Raw genomic sequence first — 21907 nt, 5'->3', positions numbered from 1 at the left:
TCCGGGCATGTACCGGACTCGCGATAGAAGAAAACCACAGGAAGTGGTTTTCTTCACAGACCCCGAGCCGGATCAGGGCTCGCCGGTGGCGAGCTTGCTGTGGCGCATGCCGTAGAAGAAGTAGATCGCCAGGCCGATCGCCATCCAGATCACGAAGCGCCACATGGTGACGATGTCCAGCCCGCCGATCATGTGGAACTGGCCGTCGGTGACCCACGGCCAGCCGATGATCAGGAACAGCGAGAACACGATGCCCAGCGGCGCCAGCAGCCACAACGCCGGCGTGCGGAAGCGCCGCTCCAGCTCCGGCTGGCGGATGCGCAGGATCAGCACCGAGGCGCAGATCACGATGAACGCGGACAAGGTGCCGATGTTCACCAGTTCGGCCAGCTCGCGGATCGGCAGCAGGCCCGCCGCCAGCGCGGTGAACACGCCGAGCGCGATGGTCGGGCGGTGCGGCGTGCCGTATTTCGGGTGCGACTTGGCGAACCACGCCGGCAGCAGGCCGTCGCGCGCCAGCGCGAACCAGATGCGCGCCGCGCCCAGCATGAAGGCGAACACCACACTGGCGATGCCGCACACCGCGGCGACGTTGATGATGCCGCTGACCCAGTGCAGGTCGCGCGCGGCGAACACCGCGCTGACCGGCGCCGAGCTGGCCAGGATCATCTCCGAGCACTGCCCGGCGACCTCGGACGGATCCACGCAGCCGTTGTACGGCACCATGCCGGTGAGCACCAGCGAGATGGCCAGGTACATCGCCATCGCCACGCCCAGCGAGGCGATCACCGCCAGCGGCAGGTCGCGTTGCGGGTTCTTCGACTCTTCCGCCGCGGTGGTCAGCGTGTCGTAGCCGAATACCGCGAAGAACACGATGCTGGCCGCCGCCAGCATGCCGCTCACGCCGTAGCGCGTGCCGCCGGTGGCCGCCGCGTCGTGCACCAGCGGCGGGACGAACGGGGTCCAGTTGGCCGTGTTCACGTAGAACGCACCCACCACCACCACCACGATCACGCCGAGCACCTTGAGCGCCACCACCACCGTATTGAAGCGCGCGCCGACCTCGGTGCGTGCCACCTGCAGCGCGGCCACGCCCAGCGCCACCAGCATCGCGATCAGGTTGATGCCGCGCCCGCTGTCCGGATGCGCCGGGTCGTAGGCCGCCTGCAGGAACACCGGCAGGTGCAGGCCGGTGATCTGGGCGATCAGCGATTGCAGGTAGTTCGACGTACCCGCCGCGACCACGCCCACGATCAGCGCGTACTCCACCAGCAGGTCCCAGCCGATGATCCATGCGGGCAATTCGCCCAGCACCGCATAGCCGTAGGTGTAGGCGCTGCCGGTGACCGGGATCATGCCGGCGAACTCGGCGTAGGACAGCGCCGCGCAGGCGCTGCCGATGCCGGCCACCAGGAAGCTCAGGATGATCGCCGGGCCGGCGTTCAACGCCGCCTCGTTCGGCGCCAGCACGAACACGCCTACGCCCACGATCGCGCCCACCCCGATCGCGGTGAGCTGCCACACGCCCATGGTGCGGCGGAAATCCCGGCTGGCGCCTGCCTCGGCCTGCAGTTGCGCGACCGACTTGCTGCGTATCAGTTTGCTGAAGAAACCCATAGGGTGCTCCCCTTGAAATCAGCGCACAGCATAACAAGTCGCGCCCATCTGGCCAGGCGGCTGCATGGCGGCGTGCCGTTTGGACGTCCAAATGCGTGCCGTGCACACGCGTACCCCTGTGCGTGGTGCCCTTGGCCGGTATTCGGTATTCGGTATTCGGGGTTCGGAGATGCATCGGCTCCCACAACCGTTCGGGCTGAGCGTAGCCGCGCAGCGGCGAAGTCGAAGCCGTGCGACAGCCCCGCCCTTCGACTCCGCCGCTGCGCGGCTACGCTCAGGGTGAACGGCGAGGGGTGGGAGTCACCCGTAGGGCGGGCACTGCCCGCCGCTTGTTGCCACGAACCGTGGACGGGCGGCGGGCACTGCCCGCTCTACAGGTTGGAGGCGGCGTGCAGCGGTCCACGCGGGCGCAGGCCGGCCAGCCAAGGCAGCGCGACGGCGCTGGCGCCGAACAGCACGGCGATCGCCGCGGCGGCGCGCTGGTCGAGCGGGTCGACGCCGAACCAGCGGCCGAGCAGCAGCGGCACCATCGCGGTCAGCACGGTGCGCAGGCCCTCCAGCCAGAACGCGACGCGACGGCCTTCCATCAGTGCGCCGATCACGCACAGGCTGGCCACCATGTACAGCGCATAGCCGAACAAGGTGGCGAAGTCCGCGTGCGCGGTGAGCCCCAGGAAATGCGTGGCCATGCCCAGCAGCAGGGCAAACTGCAGCAGGCAGTACGCGGCCATCGCCGGCGCCATCGGCGGGTCGTAGACGGCGCGATGAATGTCGTACGCGGGCTTGGGGAAGCGCGCGGCCACGTCGGCGGGGCGCCAGCCGGGCCGACGGAACCACACCTGCAGCTTGTCGCGCCAGCGCCGCGCATGCCACGCATCGACCGCCGCCGCCCAATACACCTCGGCGTTCGCCCACAGCGGGTTCCAGCTGCGCAGCGGCGCGCGGGTGCCGTAGACCGGCTTGTCGGCGTCGTCCTCCTCGACGAAGGTGCCGAACAGGCGATCCCACACGATCAGGATGCCGCCGTAGTTGTGGTCGAGGTAGCGGTCGTTGGTGGCGTGGTGCGCACGATGGTTGGATGGCGAGCAGAACACGCGGTCGAACCAGCCCAGCTTGCCGACCTGCTCGGTGTGCACCCAGAACTGGTACAGCAGGTCGATCAGCGCCACCGCCACGAACACTTCCAGCGGATAGCCGAGCAGCGCCATCGGCAGGTAGAAGATCCAGCCGAGCAGGCCGCCGGTACTGGTCTGGCGCAGCGCGGTGGAGAGGTTGTACTGCTCGCTCTGGTGGTGCACCACGTGCGCCGCCCACAGGATGTTCACCTCGTGCCCCATCCGGTGCAGCCAGTAATAGAGCAGGTCGTACAGCAGCAGCGCGCTGATCCACACCCACAGGCTGTGCGCCGGCAGCGTGAACAGCGCCAGGTGCTCGACGCACCACGCATAGATGCCCAGCGTGAGCAGCTTGGTGAACACCCCGGCGATCTGCGACATCACGCCCAGGCCGATGCTGTTGACGGTGTCGTTGCCGCGATAGACACGCTGGCCGCGCACGCGCGCGACGATGAACTCCAGCGCGATCAGCGCGAAGAAGAACGGCGTCGCCCAGGTGATGATGAGCTCGGAGGTATTCATGCCGTCGATGCCTGCGTCACGCCCGCCATGCCATCGTCCCGCGCCACCGAGCGGGCGATGAACCACACCGCCGCGTAGTAGCTGCCGAGCACCCACACCGCGGCCAGCGGCAGCGCGCCGTGGAAGCGGTCCCAGGCCAGCAGGCTGTCGCCGAGCATGAACAGCGCTCCGCCGATCGCCGCACGCCGCGCCGGCCGCGCCAGCACGTCGCCGGCGTGTACCCAGGCGCGCGCCAGTGCCTGCGCCGCCATCGCCGCCAGCACCAGCGCATAGACCACCACCGCGCCGCGCAGCGCCGGCGGTATGGACGGCCAAAGCCACGCCAGGTTCAGCGCCGCCAGCAGCAGGCAGCCGAGCCAGGCCAGCGGGCGCGTGCCCAGGCGGCTGTCGCCGAGAAAGCCGCTGATGAAGTAGAGATGGCCGATGAGAAAGGCCACCAGGCCGGCCACGAACAGATCCGCCGGCCACATCAGCAACACGTCGCCGAGCAGCGAACAGATCAACCCGACCACGATCCGGCGCCGATAGCGCGACGTGATCGGCGGCCACGCCAGCGCCGCGACGATCACCAGCACGGTGGCCAGCGGCTTGGCTATCCAGTGCAGCCATTGCCACGCGTCGGCGCCTTCGCCGAGCGCGCCGCCGAGCATGGCGGCAAGCGCAGCGCACGCCACCATCGGCGCGAGGGCGCGGCGAAACGCGGGAGACGTGCTGGCGACAATGGACATGGGCGACGGGCGTCGTGGCGACCACGCGATCATAGCGAGCTTTCGCCCTGCACGGCCTGCACGAGCGCGTCGACCGCCTGCCGCCCGCTGGCCGGATCGTCGGTGAAGAACGCATCGATGCCGGCGTCGAGGTAGGCGCCGATCTGCGCGACCAGGCCGGCGCGGTGGCGCGCGTGCGGATCGTCGCCGCGGCGGAACACCGGGGCGAGGAAGGTGTTCTCCGGGCGGAACGTCCACGGATGCACTTCCAGCCCGACCGCGTGCGCGTCATGCACCAGGCGCGTCGGCGGATCGAGGCGGCCATCGGCGTTCCACGGGATGACCGCGCGCAGCTCCGGGCCGATCGCGTCGGCGTAACCGGCGACCTCGCGCAAGCCGTTCGCGGTCATCATCCGCGCGTAATCCAGCGTGCCGCCGGCGGCCACCACGTCGTACGGCTGCGCCGGCGGCACGTCGAGCAGTTGCAGCAAGCGGATGTTCGGGTGCGCGGTGCCGAGCCGTTCGCGCAGGTAGCGCAGGTTGCCGATCTCGAAGGACTGGATCTCCACCGTGGCCGTGCGCGTGTGCGCATGCCCGGCGAGCGTGGCCAGCAGCAGGTCTTCCAGCGGCAGGCCGAGCGCGCGGAAATGGGTGCCGTGCTTGATCTCCGGCACGATGCCGATGAGCCGTCCGCAGGCGGCGGATTCGGCGGCGGCAAGCTCGATCACTTCCTCCAGCGTGGCGATCGGCAACTGGCCGTCGTGCGCGGTGCCGCGCAACTGCGGCAGGCGTTCGCGCGCGCGCAGCGTCTTCAGCTCGGCCAGGGTGAAGTCCTCGGTGAACCAGCCCGTCACCGCCACGCCGTCGATGTGCCGGGTCGCGCGGCGCGCGGCGAACTCGCGCCGCGCGCCCACGTCGGTGGTGCCGCCGATCTCGTTCTCGTGGCGCACCACCAGCACGCCGTCGCGGCTCATCACCAGATCCGGCTCGATGAAATCCGCGCCATCGGCGATCGCGCGCGCGTACGACGCCAGGGTGTGCTCCGGCTGCCATGCCGGCGCACCGCGATGGCCGATCACGCCGACGCGTGCGGCCAGCGGTTTCTCGCGAGGCGTGGAGACCATCGGCACGGCGTACTCCGCAACGGATCGGGAGGCCAGCATAGCCGCGCGTGGCGGAAACCTCAGTCCGGCCGATACATCTGCTTGTACACGCGGCTCACCTGCTGCTGCAGGTCGCCCGACTGCCGCGCCTCGTCGAAGGCGTCGTTGATCTGCCGCTCGCTCTGGTGCAGCGTGCGCAGGAACAGGCGCTCCTCCGGCGACAGCCCCAGCGCGTCCATCTGCCGCTCCAGCGCAGCGGCGGCGCACACGGCGGCGTCGCTCGGCGGGGGCGTAACGGCATCGGGAAGGCGGCGAGTCATGTCCATGGCGAAGCAAGACGCTTGCCAGCACGCCGCCGATCGCGCCAACGCAGGCCTGGCGCGTGGCGCGGGCGCCCGGCCGGCCCGTGCAACTGCCCCCACGCGACAACCGCGAACCCCCGCCTGCCGCCCACGGTCATCACGAAGCTGAACGCGGTCGCTCACTCGTACACGTGCAGCCGGTCGAACACCCACGCGTAATAGGACGGCAGCAGCCCCGGCACGGTGCAGTCGTCGTAGCGGCCATCGCAACGATCGCGCAGGCGGCTGGAGGCGGCGAAGTACGCATCCTGCGGCAAGCCCGCCGCCTGCAGCACCATGCCGGGCAGGAACGCGATGTCGAGCATCGGATACCGCGGCAGCGCCGGCCCGGCGAAATTGCTCTTGACCATGTAGTAGGTGAGGTAGTCGCGATACGGCTGCAGCGCCGGCGGCAGGCTGCGCGGCAGGTCGCGGATCATGCCGCCGAAGGACGGCTGGTGGTCGCCGAAGTGCATCAGCACGGTCGGCTGCGGGCGGTCGAGGAAGTCGTGCTCCAGCGCGCGCATGGCCAGGTCCGAGTCGTGCAGCCGCGCCAGGTAGGTGTCGAAGTTGAGCGCCACCGCCGGCTTCAGCCCCGGCAGCAGGTTGCGGAACGCCGGCGGCAGCGACGACATCGGGTCCTCGTCGTGCGGGCCGTGCTGGTTCAGGGTGAGGATCATGATGAACACCGGTTGCCCCGGCCGCTTCACCTTGTCGTAGATGCGCTTGGCCGCGGCGAACATCTGCCGGTCGCTCTCCTCCCACTCGACCAGGCCCAGCTCGTTGACGTCGTAAAGGTGATCGAAGCCGTAGTCGCGATACGCGTTGCGGCCGTTGATGAAACTGCCGACGGTGGGATAGATCGCGATGGTGCGGTAGCCCAGGCGGCGCAGCAGTTGCGGCAGCGAATCGCGCACGTGCGGCGCCAGCACGTAGGGCGCGTACATGCCGCCGGGGCCGAAGATGTCCTGCGGCATGCCGGTCAGGCTGGCGAACTCGCTGACCCAGGTGCCGCCGCCGAACGTATGCGTGCGCAGCACGCCGCTGCCGCGGGTGCGCGCATCGGTCTTGAACATCGCCGCGCGGCAGGCCGGCACGCTGCAGTCGGTGAAGTTGGCCGGGTCGAACGTGCTCTCCTCCAGCACCTGCACGATGTCCGGGTACGGCGGCGGGCGATTGGACGGCAGCCCCTGCGCGGCCGCACCCCACACGCGCTCAGCCTCGCCGTCGCCGCTCATCGGCGGCAACCGCACCGCCGCGTCGCGGAAGCTGACGAAGAAGTTGGTCAGGTGCGCGTCGTCGGAGAGCTTCTCCCAGGTGTTGCGCGCGTGCACCCCGGCAAACGGACCGCCCGGCCACATGCACCACCACCACGCCGACGCGCCCAGCAGCAGCCCCGCGCCGCGCAACAGCCACGCCGGCCGCGCGCGCCAGGTGGCGAACACGCGCCAGTCCCAGCGCCAAGTGAGGTAGAGCAGCGGCGGCAACAGCACCAGCAGGCCGATGCCGAGCAGGTACAGGTGGGGATAGTGGCGCAAGGTGTCGAGCAGGCTGCTGCGCACGTAGTAGACGAAGTCCGCCGGCATCAGCTGCTCGTCGAGGTAGCGCAGCTTCATCACCGCGATGAACTTCAGCGCGACGAACAAGCTGCCGGCGAGCAGCAGCGCGCTGGCGAAGCGCGCCAGCACGGCCATCAGCACCACGGCGCTGCACAGCATCAGCGAGGTGACAAACACGCGTTGCAGCGGCAGCGGCTCGCGCCAGGCCGTGCATGCCACGCACAGCACGAACAGCAGCACGGCCCCCGCACACACCGCCGGGCCGCGGACGCGGCGCCATGGAATCGAACGCATGAGCTGAGCCATCCCCCTGCAGGACCGAGCCTGCAACCGCATCTTACGACCTCGTCGGGCACCGCGGCAGCCGTCCGATCTGCTAGCTTTGGCCGTCCCCTCAGCGGCTGTTCCCGGAACCTTCATGTCCGTCCGATCCACCCCGTTCGCCCTCCCCCTGCTGGCGCTGGCCGCACTGGCGCTGGCCGGCTGCTCCGCGCTGCCGTGGCGCTCCGGCCGCGTGCCCGACGGCGCCCGCGCGCAGGTGGCGATCCTGGAAACCACCGACATCCACGCCACCGTGCTCAGCTACGACTACTACCGGCTGAAGGGCGATCCCACGGTCGGCTTCGAGCGCACCGCCACGCTGATCCGGCGTGCGCGCGCCGAGTACCCCAACCATTTCCTGTTCGATTCGGGCGACACCATCCAGGGCAGCGTGCTGGCCGACTACCAGGCGCTGGTCAAGCCGGTGGCCTGCGACCAGGAACTGGCGGTGTACCGCGCGATGGACGCGGTCGGCTACGACGGCGGCACGCCCGGCAACCACGAGTTCAACTACGGGCTGGGCTTCCTGTCCCAGGTCACCGGGACGCCGATGAACGTCGACGGCAGCCGCAGCACGCATTGCGCCGGGCCGCATTTCCCGCTGGTGCTGGCCAACGTCTCCAGCGCACGCGACGGCGCGCCGATCTTCAAGCCGTGGACGATCGTGCAGAAGACCATCGACGCCTACACGCCCGACGGCAGCCACATCAGGGTGCCGCTGAAAGTCGGCATCATCGGCTTCACCCCGCCGCCGATCATGCAGTGGGACCAGCACCACCTGGCCGGCAAGGTCACCGTCGCCGGCGTGGTCGAGGCCGCGCGCAAATACCTGCCCGAACTGCAGGCGCAACATCCCGACCTGGTCGTGGCGTTGCTGCACGGCGGCCTGGACACCCACCCCTACACCAGCGACATGGAGAACGCCGGCTGGTACCTGGCCGGCGTGCCCGGCATCGACGTGCTGCTGCTCGGCCACTCGCACACCGAATTCCCCGGCCCGCGCTACGCCGGCATGAAGGACGTCGACGCCCGCCGCGGTTTCGTGCGCAACGTGCCGGCGGTGATGGGCGGCTTCTTCGGCAAGGACCTGGGCCTGGTCGCGCTGGTGCTCAACCGCCAGGACGGCCGCTGGGTGGTCGACCGGGACAACAGCCACAGCGAGGTGCGGCCGATCTGCAAGGACAAGCACGACTGCGTGCCGGCGGACCCCGCGATCGCGCCACTGGTGGCGGGCGTGCAGCAGGCCGCGGTCGCCTACGTCAACACGCCGATCGGCACGAGCGCGCTGCGCATGAGCAGCTACTTCGCCGACGAGGGCAACATGACCGCGCTGGCGCCGGTCAATGCCGCGCAGATCGACTACGTGCGCCGCGAACTGCCGCTCACCCATCCCGAGCTGGCCGACGTGCCGGTGCTCGGGGCCGCCGCCGCGTTCCGCACCGGCTTCGGCGGCCCGGCCGACTACACCGACGTGGCCGCCGGCTCGCTGACCCTGCGCAGCGCCGCCGACCTGTACTTCTATCCCAACACGCTGGCCGCGGTGAAGATCGACGGCGCCGGCCTCAAGGCCTGGCTGGAGCAGTCCGCGCGGCGCTTCAACCGCATCGACCCGGAGCAGACCGGCGAGCAGGCGCTGATCAACAGCCGCTACACCGGCTACAACTTCGACCAGATCCAGGGCGGCATCCACTACGTGATCGACGTGTCCAGGCCGGCCGGCGAGCGCATCACCACGCTCACCTTCCAGGGCAAGCCGGTCGCGCCGACGCAGCCGTTCGTCGTGGTCACCAACAACTACCGCGCCAGCGGCGGCGGCCACTTCCCCGGCCTCGACGGCAGCAACATCGTGCTGGCCGCGCCCGACGGCACGCGCGAGATCCTGGCCCACTGGATCGAGCGCAAGCAGCACCTCGACGCGGCCGACCTCGAAGCCACCTCCTGGCGGTTCGCCCCGCTGAAGACGCACGGTCCGGTGGTGTTCACCGGCGCGGCGAACAAGCTCGATGTGGCGAAAGCGGCAGGGCTGCACAACATCCGCCAGCTCAAGGACAACGGCGACGGCACGGCGGTGTACGCGGTCGACCTGTCGCACTGAAAGCGGCCAGGCCCGTTGCCGCGCCGCAACGGGCTTGCGCGCGGCGCAGCGCTGTTCCAATGTGCGCGGATGATCGATCGCCCCTCCCCGCCCGCGTGCGCAAGTTCCTGCTGAATCACCGCAGACTCCTCGGCCTCGCCCTGCTGCTGATGCTGGCGCAGGCGGCCTGCGCGCAACCGCCCACGGTGCAGTTGCAGGAGCTGACCTGGACCGAGCTGCGCGCGCGCATCGACGCCGGCAGCACCACCGTGATCATCCCGATCGGCGGCACCGAACAAAGCGGGCCCTACATCGCGCTGGGCAAGCACAACGCGCGCGCCGAGGCGCTGGCCGAGCGGATCGCGCGCGGGCTGGGCAACGCGCTGGTGGCGCCGGTGGTCGCCTACGTGCCCGAGGGCAGCATCACGCCACCGAGCGGGCACATGCGCTTTCCCGGCACCATCAGCGTGCCCGATGCCGCGTTCGAGCAGATGCTGGCCTCGGCCGCCGAAAGCCTGGCGGCGCACGGCTTTCGCCACGTCGTGCTGCTCGGCGACCACGGCGGCTACCAGCGCGACCTGCGCCGCGTGGTGGACCGGCTCAACAAGCACTGGGCTGGTTCGCCCAAACACGCGTTCGTGCCGCCGGAATACTACGCCGCCAGCTCCACCGGCTACGCCGCGCTGCTGCGCCGGCGCGGTTACCGCGACGACGAGATCGGCACCCACGCGGCGCTCGCCGACACCTCGCTTCAGCTGGCAGTCGCACCGTCGATGGTGCGCGCCGATACACTGCGCCACGCGAGCGCGCCGGGCGCGGCCGACGGCGTCTACGGCGGCGACCCGCGTCGCGCCACCGCCGCGCTGGGCCAGCTCGGCGTGGACCTGATCGTGGCGCAGACGGTCGAGGCGATCCGCAAGGACGTCGCTGGACACTGACCTGCCCGCACCCCCAACCTACATTCGTGGACCGGACATGCTGCCGAGGACTTTCACCATCAACGCACACCGCTCTCACCCGCGCCGTCGCGCCGGCTTCGCCCTGCTCGCCTGGCTCGCCAGCGGCGCGGCGTTCGCCGGCGGCGTGCAGACCGTCGCCGGCATGCCGCCGGTGACCAACCCGGCCAACCTCTATGGCGATGCCGGCGTCAACATGCTCAGCCCCGCGGTGGCCGGCGCGCTCTCGCGCATCTACGTGCCCAACCTGCGCTCGGACAGCGTCAGCGTGATCGACCCGGTGACGTTCAAGGTGGTCGACACCTTCAAGGTGGGCCGCAGCCCGCAGCACGTGGTGCCGGCCTACGACCTGCGCACGCTGTGGGTCACCAACAACGCCGAGGACCGCCCCGACGGCAGCCTCACCCCGATCGACCCGACCACCGGCAAGCCCGGCCAGGCGGTGGCGGTCGACGACCCGTACAACATGTACTTCAGCCCGGACGGCAAGCACGCCATCGTGGTTGCCGAGGAAGACGCCCGGCTCGATTTCCGCGACCCGCACACCATGGCGCTGCAGTTCCGCCTGCCGGTGCCCGGCTGCAAGGGCATCAACCACGCCGACTTTTCCATCGACGGGCGCTACGCGATCTTCACCTGCGAGTTCGGCGGCAAGCTGGCCAAGATCGACATGGCCGCGCACAAGGTGCTCGGCTACCTGCCGCTGAAACACCGCGGCATGCCGCAGGACATCCGCGTCTCGCCCGACGGCAAGGTGTTCTACGTCGCCGACATGATGGCCGACGGCGTCTACCTGATCGACGGCGACAGCTTCACCAAGATCGGCTTCATCGCCACCGGCATCGGCACCCACGGCCTCTACCCCAGCCGCGACGGCACGCGCCTGTACGTGGCCAACCGCGGCACGCACAAGATCCACGGTCCACGCAAGGGCAAGGGCAGCGTCTCGGTGATCGACTTCGCCACCCGCCAGGTCGTCGCCACCTGGCCGATCCCCCACGGCGGCAGCCCCGACATGGGCAACGTCAGCGCCGACGGCCGCATGCTGTGGCTCTCCGGCCGCTTCGACGACGTCGTCTACGCCATCGACACCAGCACCGGCAAGGTGCGCAAGATCAAGGTCGGCATGGAACCGCATGGCCTCACCGTGTGGCCGCAGCCGGGGCGGTATTCGTTGGGGCATACGGGGATCATGCGGTAGGGATGCCCTTGCTCGTCATTCCAGCGAACGCTGGAATCCAGCGTCTTCAACCATGTGCCGAGGCACTGGATTCCGGATTCCGCCGGGATGACGGGTTGTTCGGGCCATTCTTGTGACGATCGCGCGAGGGCGGTTCGTCACGTCGGAGGATCGAAGCGACCAGTCGCGTAGGGCGGGCACTGCCCGCCGGCTCCCGTCACTCGTGTCCATAGATTTGCGAGTGTTCGCAAGCGCTGCTCCTGCCGGTTGTTCCGTTCAACCCAGCGCATTTGAAGCGAAGAGCGGTCGATCGCCTACGGCGACCGAGTCACTTTCTCTTTGCGTGCTCAAAGAGAAAGTAACCAAAGAGAAAGAGCACCCCGCTTGGCGCTTGTTGGGCATCCTGCCCAACAAGTCCGTGAGCCGGGGCTGGGCTTTTCGACAGGGCATCCTGCCCTGGCGAAAAGGCATCGGCCTCCCTGCCGATGCCCGCTACGCGGCCTGTCGCCCCCGACTCACCGCCGCACAGGGGCCCCGGGTAGAGCAGCGGGCCATCGTGGCCCGCACTTTTCAGAGGAGCCAAAGCAAAGCAGGAGCAGCGCGCTGGGCGCTACCTACTCTATCTAGCTTCCTCCGTCTCGATTTCGATCAATCTCCACGGAGCCTCAATTCGAGCCCACCACAATTATGGCAGACAAAGACTTGTACACGTCCGTTATGGACGATATGATGTCGACATCAGCCATACAGATGGCTCACGGAGCTAACAATGGACATCAAGTACGCCTACTGGAACAACAAAGGTGGCACTGGAAAGACAAGCCTGTGCTTTCAGTCGATTGTTCGCTACGCCGAGAAACACCCGAAAAAGCGCATCTTGGCGATCGACATGTGCCCGCAGGCCAATCTATCTGAGCTGATGCTTGGAGGGCTGAATAACAAGGGTAGCGAGAAGTTGCTTGAACGGCAGGGCTTGGTACCTCGATGCAGCGTGGGTGGCTACTTTCAGCTCCGTCTGCCTGCACCGTACTCCCCACCTAAGTTCAATGCGCACGACTTCACTACGAAGCCGAGTAGCTATAACAAGGGTGTACCTGCAAACGTCGATCTTGTGTGCGGCGATCCAATGTTGGAACTCCAAGCGAACGCCGTGAACACGCTTGCCAACAATCAGATCCCCGGAACGAACCCCTGGATAGCGGTTGTCGACTGGCTGAAGGATTTCTTGGATCAGCTTGCCGACGAGTATGACGTGGTCTTCCTCGACTGCAATCCAAGTTTCTCCCTCTACACACAGATCGCGCTCTCCACAGCAGACCGCATCGTGCTCCCCGTGATGGCAGACGATTCCTCCCGTCGAGCAATACAGAACGCGTTTTCTCTCGTCTACGGCCTGAAACTGCCTTCGGAAATCTATGCAGCCTACGCATTCGCAACGAAGCTAAAGCATGCCCAGCGCCCCCTTCCGAAAGTTCATCTGATTGTCAAGAATCGACTGACGCAGTACATGGGCGCAGCTTCGGCCTACGCTGCCGTACTGCAAGCCATCGAGAGTGACGTTGGCAAACTCTTGAAGTCGAACCCCGAAATCTTCGCCTTTAAGAAGCTGGAAGCCGGGTTCGTCGAAATTCGCGACTTTCAGACAACTGGTGTGGTGGCTTTCGCAAAGGGCCTCCCGTTTTCGAAGCTTCCCATTGGCAAGCAGACTATTAACGGCCATCGTGTGCAGGTGAAAGAGGACTACCTTCGGAACGCCAAGAAGGCGATGGACGATCTAGTCGCGAAGCTGTAGCCGGTGGCTTCCTAGCCGCAGACCGGACATAGCAACCCAAAGGTGATCCGATGTCCGAGGTATTTCACTACCCGCCAGAACTGTTTGAGCTACTTGTTGAGACCATCGCCCGCCTCATTCGGGCGAAGAAGGGCGTCGTGCTGTTCCTACGCGGCGCCGGCGTTGCCGACGAAGATCTCGCCGAAGTAGAGCGCGCCGTAGCGACGAACGCGGACTCCATCAACAAATTCGAGATCGTTCGCAAGGTGCTCACCAAGGTCAATGGACGCGGCGATAGTGGCTTGCGCCCGCGACGCGAGATCATCAAGCGTGTGGTGGAGTTCGAGAGGTTCGAGACCTGTTGGCCGGAAGACCAGCTGAAGGCTAAAGGGCTCGTCGCAAGCGTGCGAGAGGCAGTCAACGCAAAGGACTCTTTCACGCGGATGAAGCAAGAACGAGATGCTGAACGCGAGGCCACACGCGCTCGTGAGCACGCGGAGCAAGCAGCAGCCGACAGGCGCTCCGAGATTGAGAAAGTGAATACTCGACTTGCGGCGTTGTTCGGCATGGACGACAAGCCCCATGAGCGCGGCAAGCTGCTTGAAGGTGTTCTAAACGACATGTTCAGTGCCTATGGAATTCTTGTTCGGGAAGACTTCCGCCGAAAAGACCCCGACACATCTGTTGTGCTTGAACAGATCGATGGTGTGATCGAGCTCGATGGCGCGGTGCACCTCGTTGAGATGAAATGGCTCAACTCGCCAGTCGGTACCAGTGAGTTTCTTCCCCATCTCAGTCGTTTGTTCCTCCGCGCGAACGCTCGCGGTATCTTCATCTCGTCCTCAGGCTTTACCGAACCCGTGGTCAAGGAATGCGCTGCCGCGCTCGCTCAAAAAACGATGCTGCTCTGCTCGTTGCATGAAATAGTCATGCTGTTACAGCGAGGCGATGATCTGATCTCCTTCCTAAAGAAAAAATCACACGCAGCCATTGTTGACAAGAACCCTTTTCTACAGATCGTCTCGTAGCCTGTGTGCCCTGAAAAGCCTCAATCGCAGACGTGGTATAGGCAACAACACAGTGCATGATCCGCGTCTTGGTAGTGCTATTGCTGCTGCACTTGCAGTTCGCGCCCTGCATCGACCGTCCACCGGTACGACCGGGCGAGAATCCTGCGGCGGCGGCGAAACCAGGACGGACGAAGTCAAACAGAGGGGATGGCGTACAGCGTCCCTGCTTTACTTGGGCTCTTCTGAAGAGTGCGGGCCACGATGGCCCGCTGCTTCACCCGGGGCCCCTGTGCGGCGGTGAGGCGGGGGCGACAGGCCGCGTAGCGGGCATCGGCATGGATGCCGATGCCTTTTCGCCAGCACATGGATGTGCTGTCGAAAAGCCCGACCCCGGCTCACGGACTTGCCGGGCAGGATGCCCGGCAAGCGCCAAGCGGGGTGGCCTTCTCTTTTGGTTACTTTTCTCTTGGCCACGCAAGAGAAAAGTGACTCGGTCGCCGAAGGCGATCGACCGCTCTTGCCTTTGATGTCCTGGATCGAAGGAAACACGCGGGTACGAGCGCGTTGATCGTGAGGATTTGACGGGCATGAGTGACGCGCGGGAAAGCCGGCGGGCAGTGCCCGCCCTACGTCCACCTTCCGGATCATGCGCCGGACTTCGGGGCGAACGGCACACTCAAGGCAACAACACGAACACCGTCACGATCAGCAACAACGCCAGCGGATACAAACTTGAGCGGTCGAACAGCCGCGCGGCCGCGCGGCCATCGCGGGTCACCGCCAGCCGCACCGCCGGCACCACCAGCAGCACCACACCAGCCAGCAACACGGCGAGCTGGAATGGCCAGCCGAGCATCAGTGGCGAGAGCCTCGCCAGCAGCAGGCTGCCGGCGACGACGAGACCGAGCAGCCCGAGCACCAGCCAGCCGGCGACGCGCAGGCCGAACACCAGCGGGATGGTGCGCGCGCCGATGGCGCGATCCTCCTCAAGGTCGTTCCAGTCGGCGGGGATGTTCTGCCCGCCCACTTCCCACAGCATCAGCCAGCCCAGCATCAGCGCCAGCCCCGCCAACGAAGGCGTCGGCACCACGGCGAATACGGCGGCGACGGGGCCGGCGGATTTCACCAGGCCGCTGACCACGGTGCGCCACCAGGTGACCTTGAGCAGTTTCACGTAGGCCAGTTCCAGCAGCGCCGCGGCGATGAGGATGGCGAGGATCCACGGGTTGAGCAGCCAGATGCCGAGCACGGCCAGCGCGAACCACAGGCCGAACCAGGCCAGCGCGCCTTTCATGCTGATCAGGTTCTGTGCCAGCGGGTAGCGCATCGTGGAGGCCTCCACCGCGTAGCCGGGGGTGAGCCCGCGCGCCACCTTCTGGCGGTCGTCGCGGACGCCGGCCAGGTCGTTCAGCGCGTAGATCGCGGTATAGCCGGCCAGTGCGGTGCCCAGGCAGAGCGCCAGCACCGGCCAGGCGGGGAAATGGCCGAGCCACAGCAGGGCGACGAAGCCGGGCATGGCGATGTCGAGCACGCCATGCAGCGAGCGCGAGAGGGCGAGGAAGCGGCGCATGTGTTCAACCCCGCTTCGTGAAGCTGGCCATGTAGTTGATGTCCTCGCGCCCCGGCGCCACGCGGAAGCTGCGCTTGAGCGGGTGGTACATGAGGCTCGCCACGGCGTTGAACTGCAGCCCCGCCGCACTTGCCCACGTGCGCATCTCGGTCGGGCGGATCAGCTTGCGGTAGCTGTGCGTGCCGCGCGGCAACAGGCCGAGGATGTACTCGCCGGCCACGATGGCGAAGGCGAACGCCTTGAGGTTGCGGTTGATGGTGGAGAAGAAGGCCACGCCGCCCGGCCTGAGCAACTGCGCGCAGGCGGCGATCACGCGCGCGGGCTCGGGCACGTGTTCGAGCATCTCCATGCAGGTCACCGCGTCGAAGCTGCCGGCCTGCTCGCGCGCCAGCGTTTCCACGTCGATCTCGCGGTAGTCGATGTCCAGCGCGCCGCGCTCGGCATGCTGGCGCGCCACGTTGAGCGACAGCGTGGAGAGGTCGATGCCGGTGACCTGCGCGCCGTGTCTGGCCAGCGCCTCGGCGAGGATGCCGCCGCCGCAACCCACGTCCAGCACGCGCGGCGCGGCGCCGCCCAGGCGATCGGTGATGAAGCGCAGGCGCAGGCCGTTGATGGCGTGCAGCTGGCCCATCTTGCCGTGCGGGTCCCACCACAGCTGGGCGATGCGGTTGAAGTGCGCGATCTCCGCGGCATCAACATTCGGCGATTCGGTCATGGGCGGGGCGAGTCCAGCATTGCAGGGTGGCGATGGCGTCGGCGAGTTCGCCGCGGCGGATGTCGTTGGCGAACACGCCCTCGCCCACGGCGACCGGCAGCGGCACGCGCTGGGCGCCGTTGCGGTGTTCGACGCGGTCCAGCAGCGACTGCCACATCAGCGTGGCGTCGAGCAGTTCCAGCGGCGGCGCCAGGCCGAGGCGCTCGACCAGGGCGAGGATGCGCGCGGCGGCGGCATCGGCCAGCAGGCCGCGGCCGTGGGCGATGGCGACGGAGACGAGGATGTCCAGCAGCACCGCCTCGCCGTGCAGCAGGTTGTCCTCGTGCCGCGTTTCCAGGCCGTAGCTGAAGGTGTGGCCGAAATCCACCACGCGCGCCAGCTCGTCCTCGAACAGGTTGGGCGCCAGCTCCTGCAGCATGTCGTCGATGGCGCGGTCGAGGATGGCGCCGCCGTGCTCGCCCTGGAACGCGCCGGCCACGCTGGCGGCGCCGTGGCGTTCCAGTTGCGCGAACAGCGCCGCATCCTTGATCACGGCGAGCTTGATGATCTCGCACACGCCGTTGTGCAGGTGGCGGCGCGGCAGCGTGCGCAGCAAGCTGCGATCCAGCAGCACGCGGCGCGGCGGCTCGAAGCTGCCGAGGCGGTTCTTGCGGCCGTTGAAGTTGATCCCGTTCTTGATCCCCACCGCCGCATCCACGTAGCCCATCAGGGTGGTGGGCACCTTGATGTGCGGCACGCCGCGGCGGTAGCTGGAGGCCACGAAGCCGACCACGTCGGTGAGCACGCCGCCGCCGATGGCGAGGATCGGCTCGTCGCGGCGGTGGATGGGGAACTCGTCCAGCGCGCGCAGCAGGTGCTGCCACGCCTCCATCGTCTTGCCGCCCTCGCCGCCGGGCAGCGCGACGATGCGCGCGGTCACGTCGTGCTGCGCAAAGTAGGCGGCGAGGCGCACGCCGTGGTGACGCAGCACCACCTCGTCCACCACCACGAAGCGGCGGCCGCCGGCGCGACGGCCGTCGGCCAGCAAGGCGTCGCAGGCCGGATCGAACACGTCCGCGACGTTGCACAGCTCGTACTCGACGCGGCGCGTCTCGCTGACCCGCCAACGCGTGACCGCCGCGTTCACGCGACCTCCCGCCACGCCGCGCGCCGCGCCAGCACCTCGCCCGCCACCGCCTGCGCGGCGGCCAGGTCGTGGTGGCGCCAGTGGCCGCATTGCTCGATGCGCGCGTAGGGCACGGCGGTGGCGCCGAGCACGCCGTAGAGCACGGTTTCCAGGGTCCGCTCGATCACCTCGCGGCGACCCTCGTTCAACAGCGTGAGGTAGAAACCGGTCCGGCAGCCCATCACGCCCACGCCGATGAAGTGCCCCGGCAGCAGGCGGCCGAAACCCTCCAGCAGGAAGTGCTCCAGCGAATGCGCCTCGACCGTGCTCAGGCAGGCGTCGGCATTGGGCAGGCGCCAGCGCAGGTCGATGGTGCAGACCACGTCGCCGCCCGCCCCCGCGTGCACGCCGCGCAACTTCACGCTGGGTGCCTTCAACCGGCGGTGGTCCAGCTCGCCGACGGTGTCGGCGGCCCAGCCCCAGGCGTCGAGGTCGATCCGCATCGATCAGCCCTGCGCGATCGCGGCGAGGTGGCGATGGCTGGCCTGCAACGCCTCCTGCCACGCATCCACGTGGTGATAAAGCTCCACCGAACCGAAGCCATGGAAGCCGTGCGCGTTCAGCGCGGCGAAGCTGGCCGCCAGATCCAGCGTGCCCTCGCCGGGGATCTCGTGGAAATGCACGACGCCGGTGCGCGTGTTGGCGACCATGGCGTCCACCAGCGCGGGGCCGCGCGCGCCGCGCAACCAGGCGAGGATCGGGTGGGCGCGCTCCAGCGCGTCGAAGCTGATGCCGGGCACCGAGATCAAGTAGGTGAAGATCTCGTCGTCCAGCGGCGAGGTGCCGGCGTGCAGGCTGCCGTAATCCACCCAGCGTGCCGCTCGCGCGAGACCGGCACGCGCCAGCAGGGCATCGATGCGCCGCTGCCGCGCGGCATCCGGCGCGCGATCGGCGAAGTACAGCGGGTGACTGCCATCCAGCAAGAGGTAGTCGGCACCGTCGGGGAAATACACCAGCGTGCTGGCGTGGTCGAGGTTGACGGCGAGCGCGTCGCTGTCTTCCGCGATCTTCAGGTTCCAGCCCGCGCGCGCATCGGAGATGTGCAGGTAACGCGCCTGCGGCGCGGCCTGCGCCAGCGCGGCGAGGTAGTCCGGCTCGGAGCAGTAGGCATGGCAGAGGTCGATGTGCAGCGCGAAGCGCGGCGAACCGACCGCGGCGATCAGCGCCTGGCCCTGCGCCAGCGTCTCGATCGCCATGCCGGGCTCGGGTTCGATCAGCAGGGTGATGTCGTCGTCGTCGCGGATCTCGCCCAGACACTCGCGGATGGACTCGGCCAGCACGTCGAGCGGGTCCACCTGCGGCTGGCGCACATGCTCTTCGCGCACGAAGCCGCTGCCGCAGGTGACCAGGTTCGTGCCCAGCCGGCGCGCCACGCGAATGCCGCGCTTGACCAGGTCGACGCGCCGCTTGCGCCCGGCCGTGTCCAGCGACATCAGCGAAGGCTCGTGCGGCCGCGAGGGCGTGAAGAAGTGCGAGGCGGTGGCCACGCAGGCCGGCGCGATGCCGGCGCGCGCCAGTCGATGCTTCACTGCACCGAGATCGTCGTCGCCGAGGTCGAACGGATTGAAGTGGTCGCGATGAAAGGCGATCTCCATCCCCGCATAGCCCGCGCGCGCCACCGCGTCGATGGCATCGAGGAAGGGCAAACGGGTGAGTCCGAAGCTGCTGTACGCGAGATCGATCATGCGCCGTGCCGGAGCGTGAGCCCGGTGTGGACAAAGTGGCGCAAGCGTGTCGGCGCAGCCGCGCAGTCGCCTTGATGCAGGTCAACGAATGCGGCAACGGTGCGCCACCGCGACAAAACGCGTCGCCTGGACGGGCCGGCATCGCGCGTCGCGCGATCAAGCCGGCGCGGTGCTCAATCCACCGGCGTATGCCGCGAGCGGCTGACCTCGACGGGCGCCACCGCGCTGGCCTTGTTCGACCACGACTGGCGGACGTAGCTGACCACGGCGGCCACGTCCTCGTCGCTCAGTTGCTGCGCGAACGGCGGCATCGAGTACGGCCGCGGATTGGCCGCGGTGGCCGGCGCGAAGCCACCCAGCAGCACGCTGCGGATCGCATTGATGCTGGTCGGTCCGGTGACCGAGGTGTTGCCGTCCAGCGGCGGATAGATGCCGGCCACGCCCTGGCCGTTGTCGCCGTGGCAATCGGCGCAGTGCTTCGCGTAGAGCTTGCCGCCCTGCTCGTGGCTGGCCGCCTGGGGGAACGCGACCGGTGCGGCCGGCGCGCGCGGCGGCAACGCTTGCAGGTAGGTCGCCACCGCCTGCAGGTCGGCGTCGGTCATGTGCTGGGTGCTCAGCCGCACCACGTCGGCCATCGGTCCGAATGCGCTGCCTTTGGACGACTGGCCGGTCTTCAGCAGGTCGATGACGTCCTGCGCGCTCCAGCCTTCCAGGCCGCCGCCGCTGCGCGTGCTGAGATCGGGCGCATACCAGTCCAGCTGCGGGATCTGCCCGCCGGTGAGGTGCTGGTTCTGCTCGATGCCGCCGAGCGAATCGCGCGGCGCGTGGCATTCGTTGCAATGGCCCAGCCCCTGCACCAGGTAGGCGCCGCGATTCCACTGCGGCGACTGCGCGGGATCGGGTTGGTACACGCCGGGCTTGAAGTACAGCGCGCGCCACGCCACCAGGCTGCTGCGCACGTTGTAGGGAAACTCCAGGCCGGTCGGCTGCGCCGGCTGGTTCACCGGCGGCAGCGATTTCAGGTAGGCGAAGATCGACAGCGCATCGTCGCGCGTGACCCTGGTGAACGAGGTGTAGGAGAACACCGGGTACAGCAGCTGGCCGTGGCGGCCCTTGCCCAGGTGCAGCGCGGCCCAGAAATCGTCGAAGCTCCACTGGCCGATGCCGGTGTCCGCGTCCGGCGTGATGTTCGGCGCCGGCACGTCGCCGAACGGCGTGGCCAGCGAGCGGCCGCCCGCATACGGCTGGCCGCCGCGCGCGGTGTGGCAGGCGGCGCAGTCGCCGACGGTGGCCAGGTACTTGCCGCGCTCGATCCGCGCCGGATCGACCAGCGCGACCGCATCGGCCTCGCGCTGGACCGGCGTGGACGGTGTGCGCTGGTCGCGCGCGAGATACCACCACGCTGCCGCGCCGATCAGCAGCAGGACCACCAGCAAGCCGACGCCGCGTCGCAACCACTTCATGGATTCACCTCGCTGTGGCCCATCACGCACCAGCCCGGCAGCGGCGTCGTCTGCGCCGCGGCGGGCTGCGGGTGCATGTCCGCCGCCGGCGCGTGGCTGGCCAGCCATGCGGACACCGCGGCGATATCCGACTCGCGCATGCGGTTGGCCACCACGCCCATGCAATACGGCCCTTCCGCCGCGCGGGTATGCGTGCGCCACGACACCAGCTGGTTGCTGATGTAGCCGGAGGACAGACCGACCAGGCCCGGCATCATCGACTCGAAGCCGGTGAGCTTGTCGCCGTGGCAGCTTACGCACGAAGGCACGGCGCGGGCGGGATCGCCGTGGAGCACCACCTGTTCGCCGCGGCGCAGGACCTCGGCCGACACGGCGGGCTGCGGCCAGCGGTGGTACGGCAGATCCTGCGCGGCGAAGTATTCCGCGATCTGGCGCAGGTAGGGCTGGCTCAGCTGGCGCACCACGTATTCCATCGGCGCGTGCCGGCGCTGGCCGGACTGGAAGTACTCCAGTTGCTGCAGCAGATAACCCGCCGGCTTGCCGGCCAGGCGCGGCGCCAGCACGCCATCGGGGGAACCTTCGCCGCGCGCGCCGTGGCAACTGGTGCATGCGGCCACGCGCTGTTCCAGGGTGTCGGGAGCGGCTGCGGCCAGCGCGGCCGCGGCACTGCAAAACGCAAGCAGCGCGACCGCCGCGCGAAGCGACGAGCGTCGGTAAGGGGGACGGATCATCCGCCCATGGTAATCCCGGGCGCCGTTTCGCCGGGGACTCGCGACATCCTGCCGCACTGCCACCCGACCCCCGAAGCCGCTGCCGGGCAGGCGAAAAGTTGCAAATGAATCTGTTGACCGCAGCGCAACATTGCCCGTATGGTCGATGCATGTCGCCGATTTCAGCCCCCGACCGCCTGTTTGCCGCCCCGGTTCGCACCGGCGCCGCGACGGTGCGCGCGGGCGCCGTCGCCACGACTACCCGCACGATTACCACCGGTACTACGAGTCCCGGGCGGAGCGTCGTGCGCAGCTGAAGTTTC

Annotated in this window: 18 protein-coding genes; 5 read left to right on the top strand and 13 right to left on the bottom strand. The window is 68.2% G+C overall.

Annotated features, from left to right (window positions below; all coding sequences use genetic code 11):
• Nucleotides 1-72: 72 nt before the first annotated feature.
• From ACVCMC_RS14665 to ACVCMC_RS14640, 6 genes are all read right to left on the bottom strand, one after another.
• Nucleotides 73-1617, bottom strand: a complete 1545-nt coding sequence (locus ACVCMC_RS14665; protein WP_447097824.1) for an amino acid permease — start codon at nt 1615-1617, stop codon at nt 73-75.
• A 371-nt stretch (nt 1618-1988) separates the two neighbouring features.
• Entirely contained in the window at nt 1989-3254 is a 1266-nt protein-coding gene (locus ACVCMC_RS14660) for a sterol desaturase family protein (protein ID WP_447097823.1), read from the bottom strand.
• A complete protein-coding gene (locus ACVCMC_RS14655; RefSeq protein WP_447097822.1) occupies nt 3251-3982 on the bottom strand; it encodes a lysoplasmalogenase in 732 nt (243 codons plus the stop codon). The genes ACVCMC_RS14660 and ACVCMC_RS14655 overlap by 4 nt, the downstream gene beginning before the upstream one ends.
• Nucleotides 3983-4011: 29 nt before the next feature.
• On the bottom strand, nt 4012-5085 hold the full coding sequence (locus ACVCMC_RS14650; RefSeq protein ID WP_447099512.1) for a glycerophosphodiester phosphodiesterase family protein: 1074 nt from the start codon (nt 5083-5085) through the stop codon (nt 4012-4014).
• 59 nt (nt 5086-5144) lie between these two features.
• A complete protein-coding gene (locus tag ACVCMC_RS14645; protein ID WP_395120538.1) occupies nt 5145-5384 on the bottom strand; it encodes a hypothetical protein in 240 nt (79 codons plus the stop codon).
• A 161-nt stretch (nt 5385-5545) separates the two neighbouring features.
• Nucleotides 5546-7258: an LTA synthase family protein gene (locus ACVCMC_RS14640; RefSeq protein WP_447097821.1), complete on the bottom strand. Its 1713-nt coding sequence runs from the start codon at nt 7256-7258 to the stop codon at nt 5546-5548.
• 124 nt (nt 7259-7382) lie between these two features.
• Here ACVCMC_RS14640 and ACVCMC_RS14635 point away from each other — a divergent pair, with 124 nt between their 5' ends.
• From ACVCMC_RS14635 to ACVCMC_RS14615, 5 genes are all read left to right on the top strand, one after another.
• Nucleotides 7383-9380: a bifunctional 2',3'-cyclic-nucleotide 2'-phosphodiesterase/3'-nucleotidase gene (locus ACVCMC_RS14635; protein WP_447097820.1), complete on the top strand. Its 1998-nt coding sequence runs from the start codon at nt 7383-7385 to the stop codon at nt 9378-9380.
• A 95-nt stretch (nt 9381-9475) separates the two neighbouring features.
• Nucleotides 9476-10297 (top strand): creatininase family protein, encoded by an 822-nt coding sequence (locus tag ACVCMC_RS14630; protein ID WP_447097819.1) that lies wholly within the window; start codon nt 9476-9478, stop codon nt 10295-10297.
• A 37-nt stretch (nt 10298-10334) separates the two neighbouring features.
• Entirely contained in the window at nt 10335-11516 is a 1182-nt protein-coding gene (locus ACVCMC_RS14625; protein ID WP_447097818.1) for a YVTN family beta-propeller repeat protein, read from the top strand.
• A 748-nt stretch (nt 11517-12264) separates the two neighbouring features.
• Nucleotides 12265-13287 carry a ParA family protein gene (locus ACVCMC_RS14620; RefSeq protein WP_447097817.1) on the top strand — a complete coding sequence of 341 codons (1023 nt, stop codon included), beginning with the start codon at nt 12265-12267 and terminating at the stop codon, nt 13285-13287.
• Nucleotides 13288-13337: 50 nt separating this feature from the next.
• Nucleotides 13338-14294: a hypothetical protein gene (locus tag ACVCMC_RS14615; RefSeq protein WP_447097816.1), complete on the top strand. Its 957-nt coding sequence runs from the start codon at nt 13338-13340 to the stop codon at nt 14292-14294.
• Nucleotides 14295-14952: 658 nt separating this feature from the next.
• Here ACVCMC_RS14615 and ACVCMC_RS14610 read toward each other — a convergent pair.
• The 7 genes from ACVCMC_RS14610 to ACVCMC_RS14580 form a co-directional block, all read right to left on the bottom strand.
• The gene (locus ACVCMC_RS14610) at nt 14953-15846 is read right to left on the bottom strand and encodes a UbiA prenyltransferase family protein (protein ID WP_447097815.1); all 894 of its coding nucleotides are present in this window, start codon (nt 15844-15846) and stop codon (nt 14953-14955) included.
• A gap of 4 nt (nt 15847-15850) precedes the next feature.
• Nucleotides 15851-16561, bottom strand: coding sequence for a bifunctional 2-polyprenyl-6-hydroxyphenol methylase/3-demethylubiquinol 3-O-methyltransferase UbiG (ubiG, locus tag ACVCMC_RS14605; protein ID WP_447097814.1), 711 nt, complete (start codon nt 16559-16561; stop codon nt 15851-15853).
• Nucleotides 16539-17687, bottom strand: coding sequence for a sedoheptulose 7-phosphate cyclase (locus ACVCMC_RS14600; RefSeq protein ID WP_447097813.1), 1149 nt, complete (start codon nt 17685-17687; stop codon nt 16539-16541). The genes ubiG and ACVCMC_RS14600 overlap by 23 nt, the downstream gene beginning before the upstream one ends.
• Entirely contained in the window at nt 17684-18169 is a 486-nt protein-coding gene (locus tag ACVCMC_RS14595) for an S-ribosylhomocysteine lyase (protein WP_447097812.1), read from the bottom strand. The genes ACVCMC_RS14600 and ACVCMC_RS14595 overlap by 4 nt, the downstream gene beginning before the upstream one ends.
• 3 nt (nt 18170-18172) lie before the next feature.
• Complete coding sequence (locus ACVCMC_RS14590) at nt 18173-19411, bottom strand: sugar phosphate isomerase/epimerase family protein (protein ID WP_447097811.1); 1239 nt, start codon at nt 19409-19411, stop codon at nt 18173-18175.
• Between the two features lie 173 nt (nt 19412-19584).
• Nucleotides 19585-20874, bottom strand: a complete 1290-nt coding sequence (locus tag ACVCMC_RS14585; RefSeq protein WP_447097810.1) for a cytochrome c — start codon at nt 20872-20874, stop codon at nt 19585-19587.
• Nucleotides 20871-21605 carry a c-type cytochrome gene (locus ACVCMC_RS14580; RefSeq protein WP_447097809.1) on the bottom strand — a complete coding sequence of 245 codons (735 nt, stop codon included), beginning with the start codon at nt 21603-21605 and terminating at the stop codon, nt 20871-20873. The genes ACVCMC_RS14585 and ACVCMC_RS14580 overlap by 4 nt, the downstream gene beginning before the upstream one ends.
• Between the last annotated feature and the right edge of the window lie 302 nt (nt 21606-21907).

Source organism: Rhodanobacter sp. UC4452_H20, assembly GCF_052978205.1.
The sequence above is the reverse complement of the archived record's forward strand: the minus strand, read 5'-3'. Positions and strand labels throughout refer to the sequence as shown.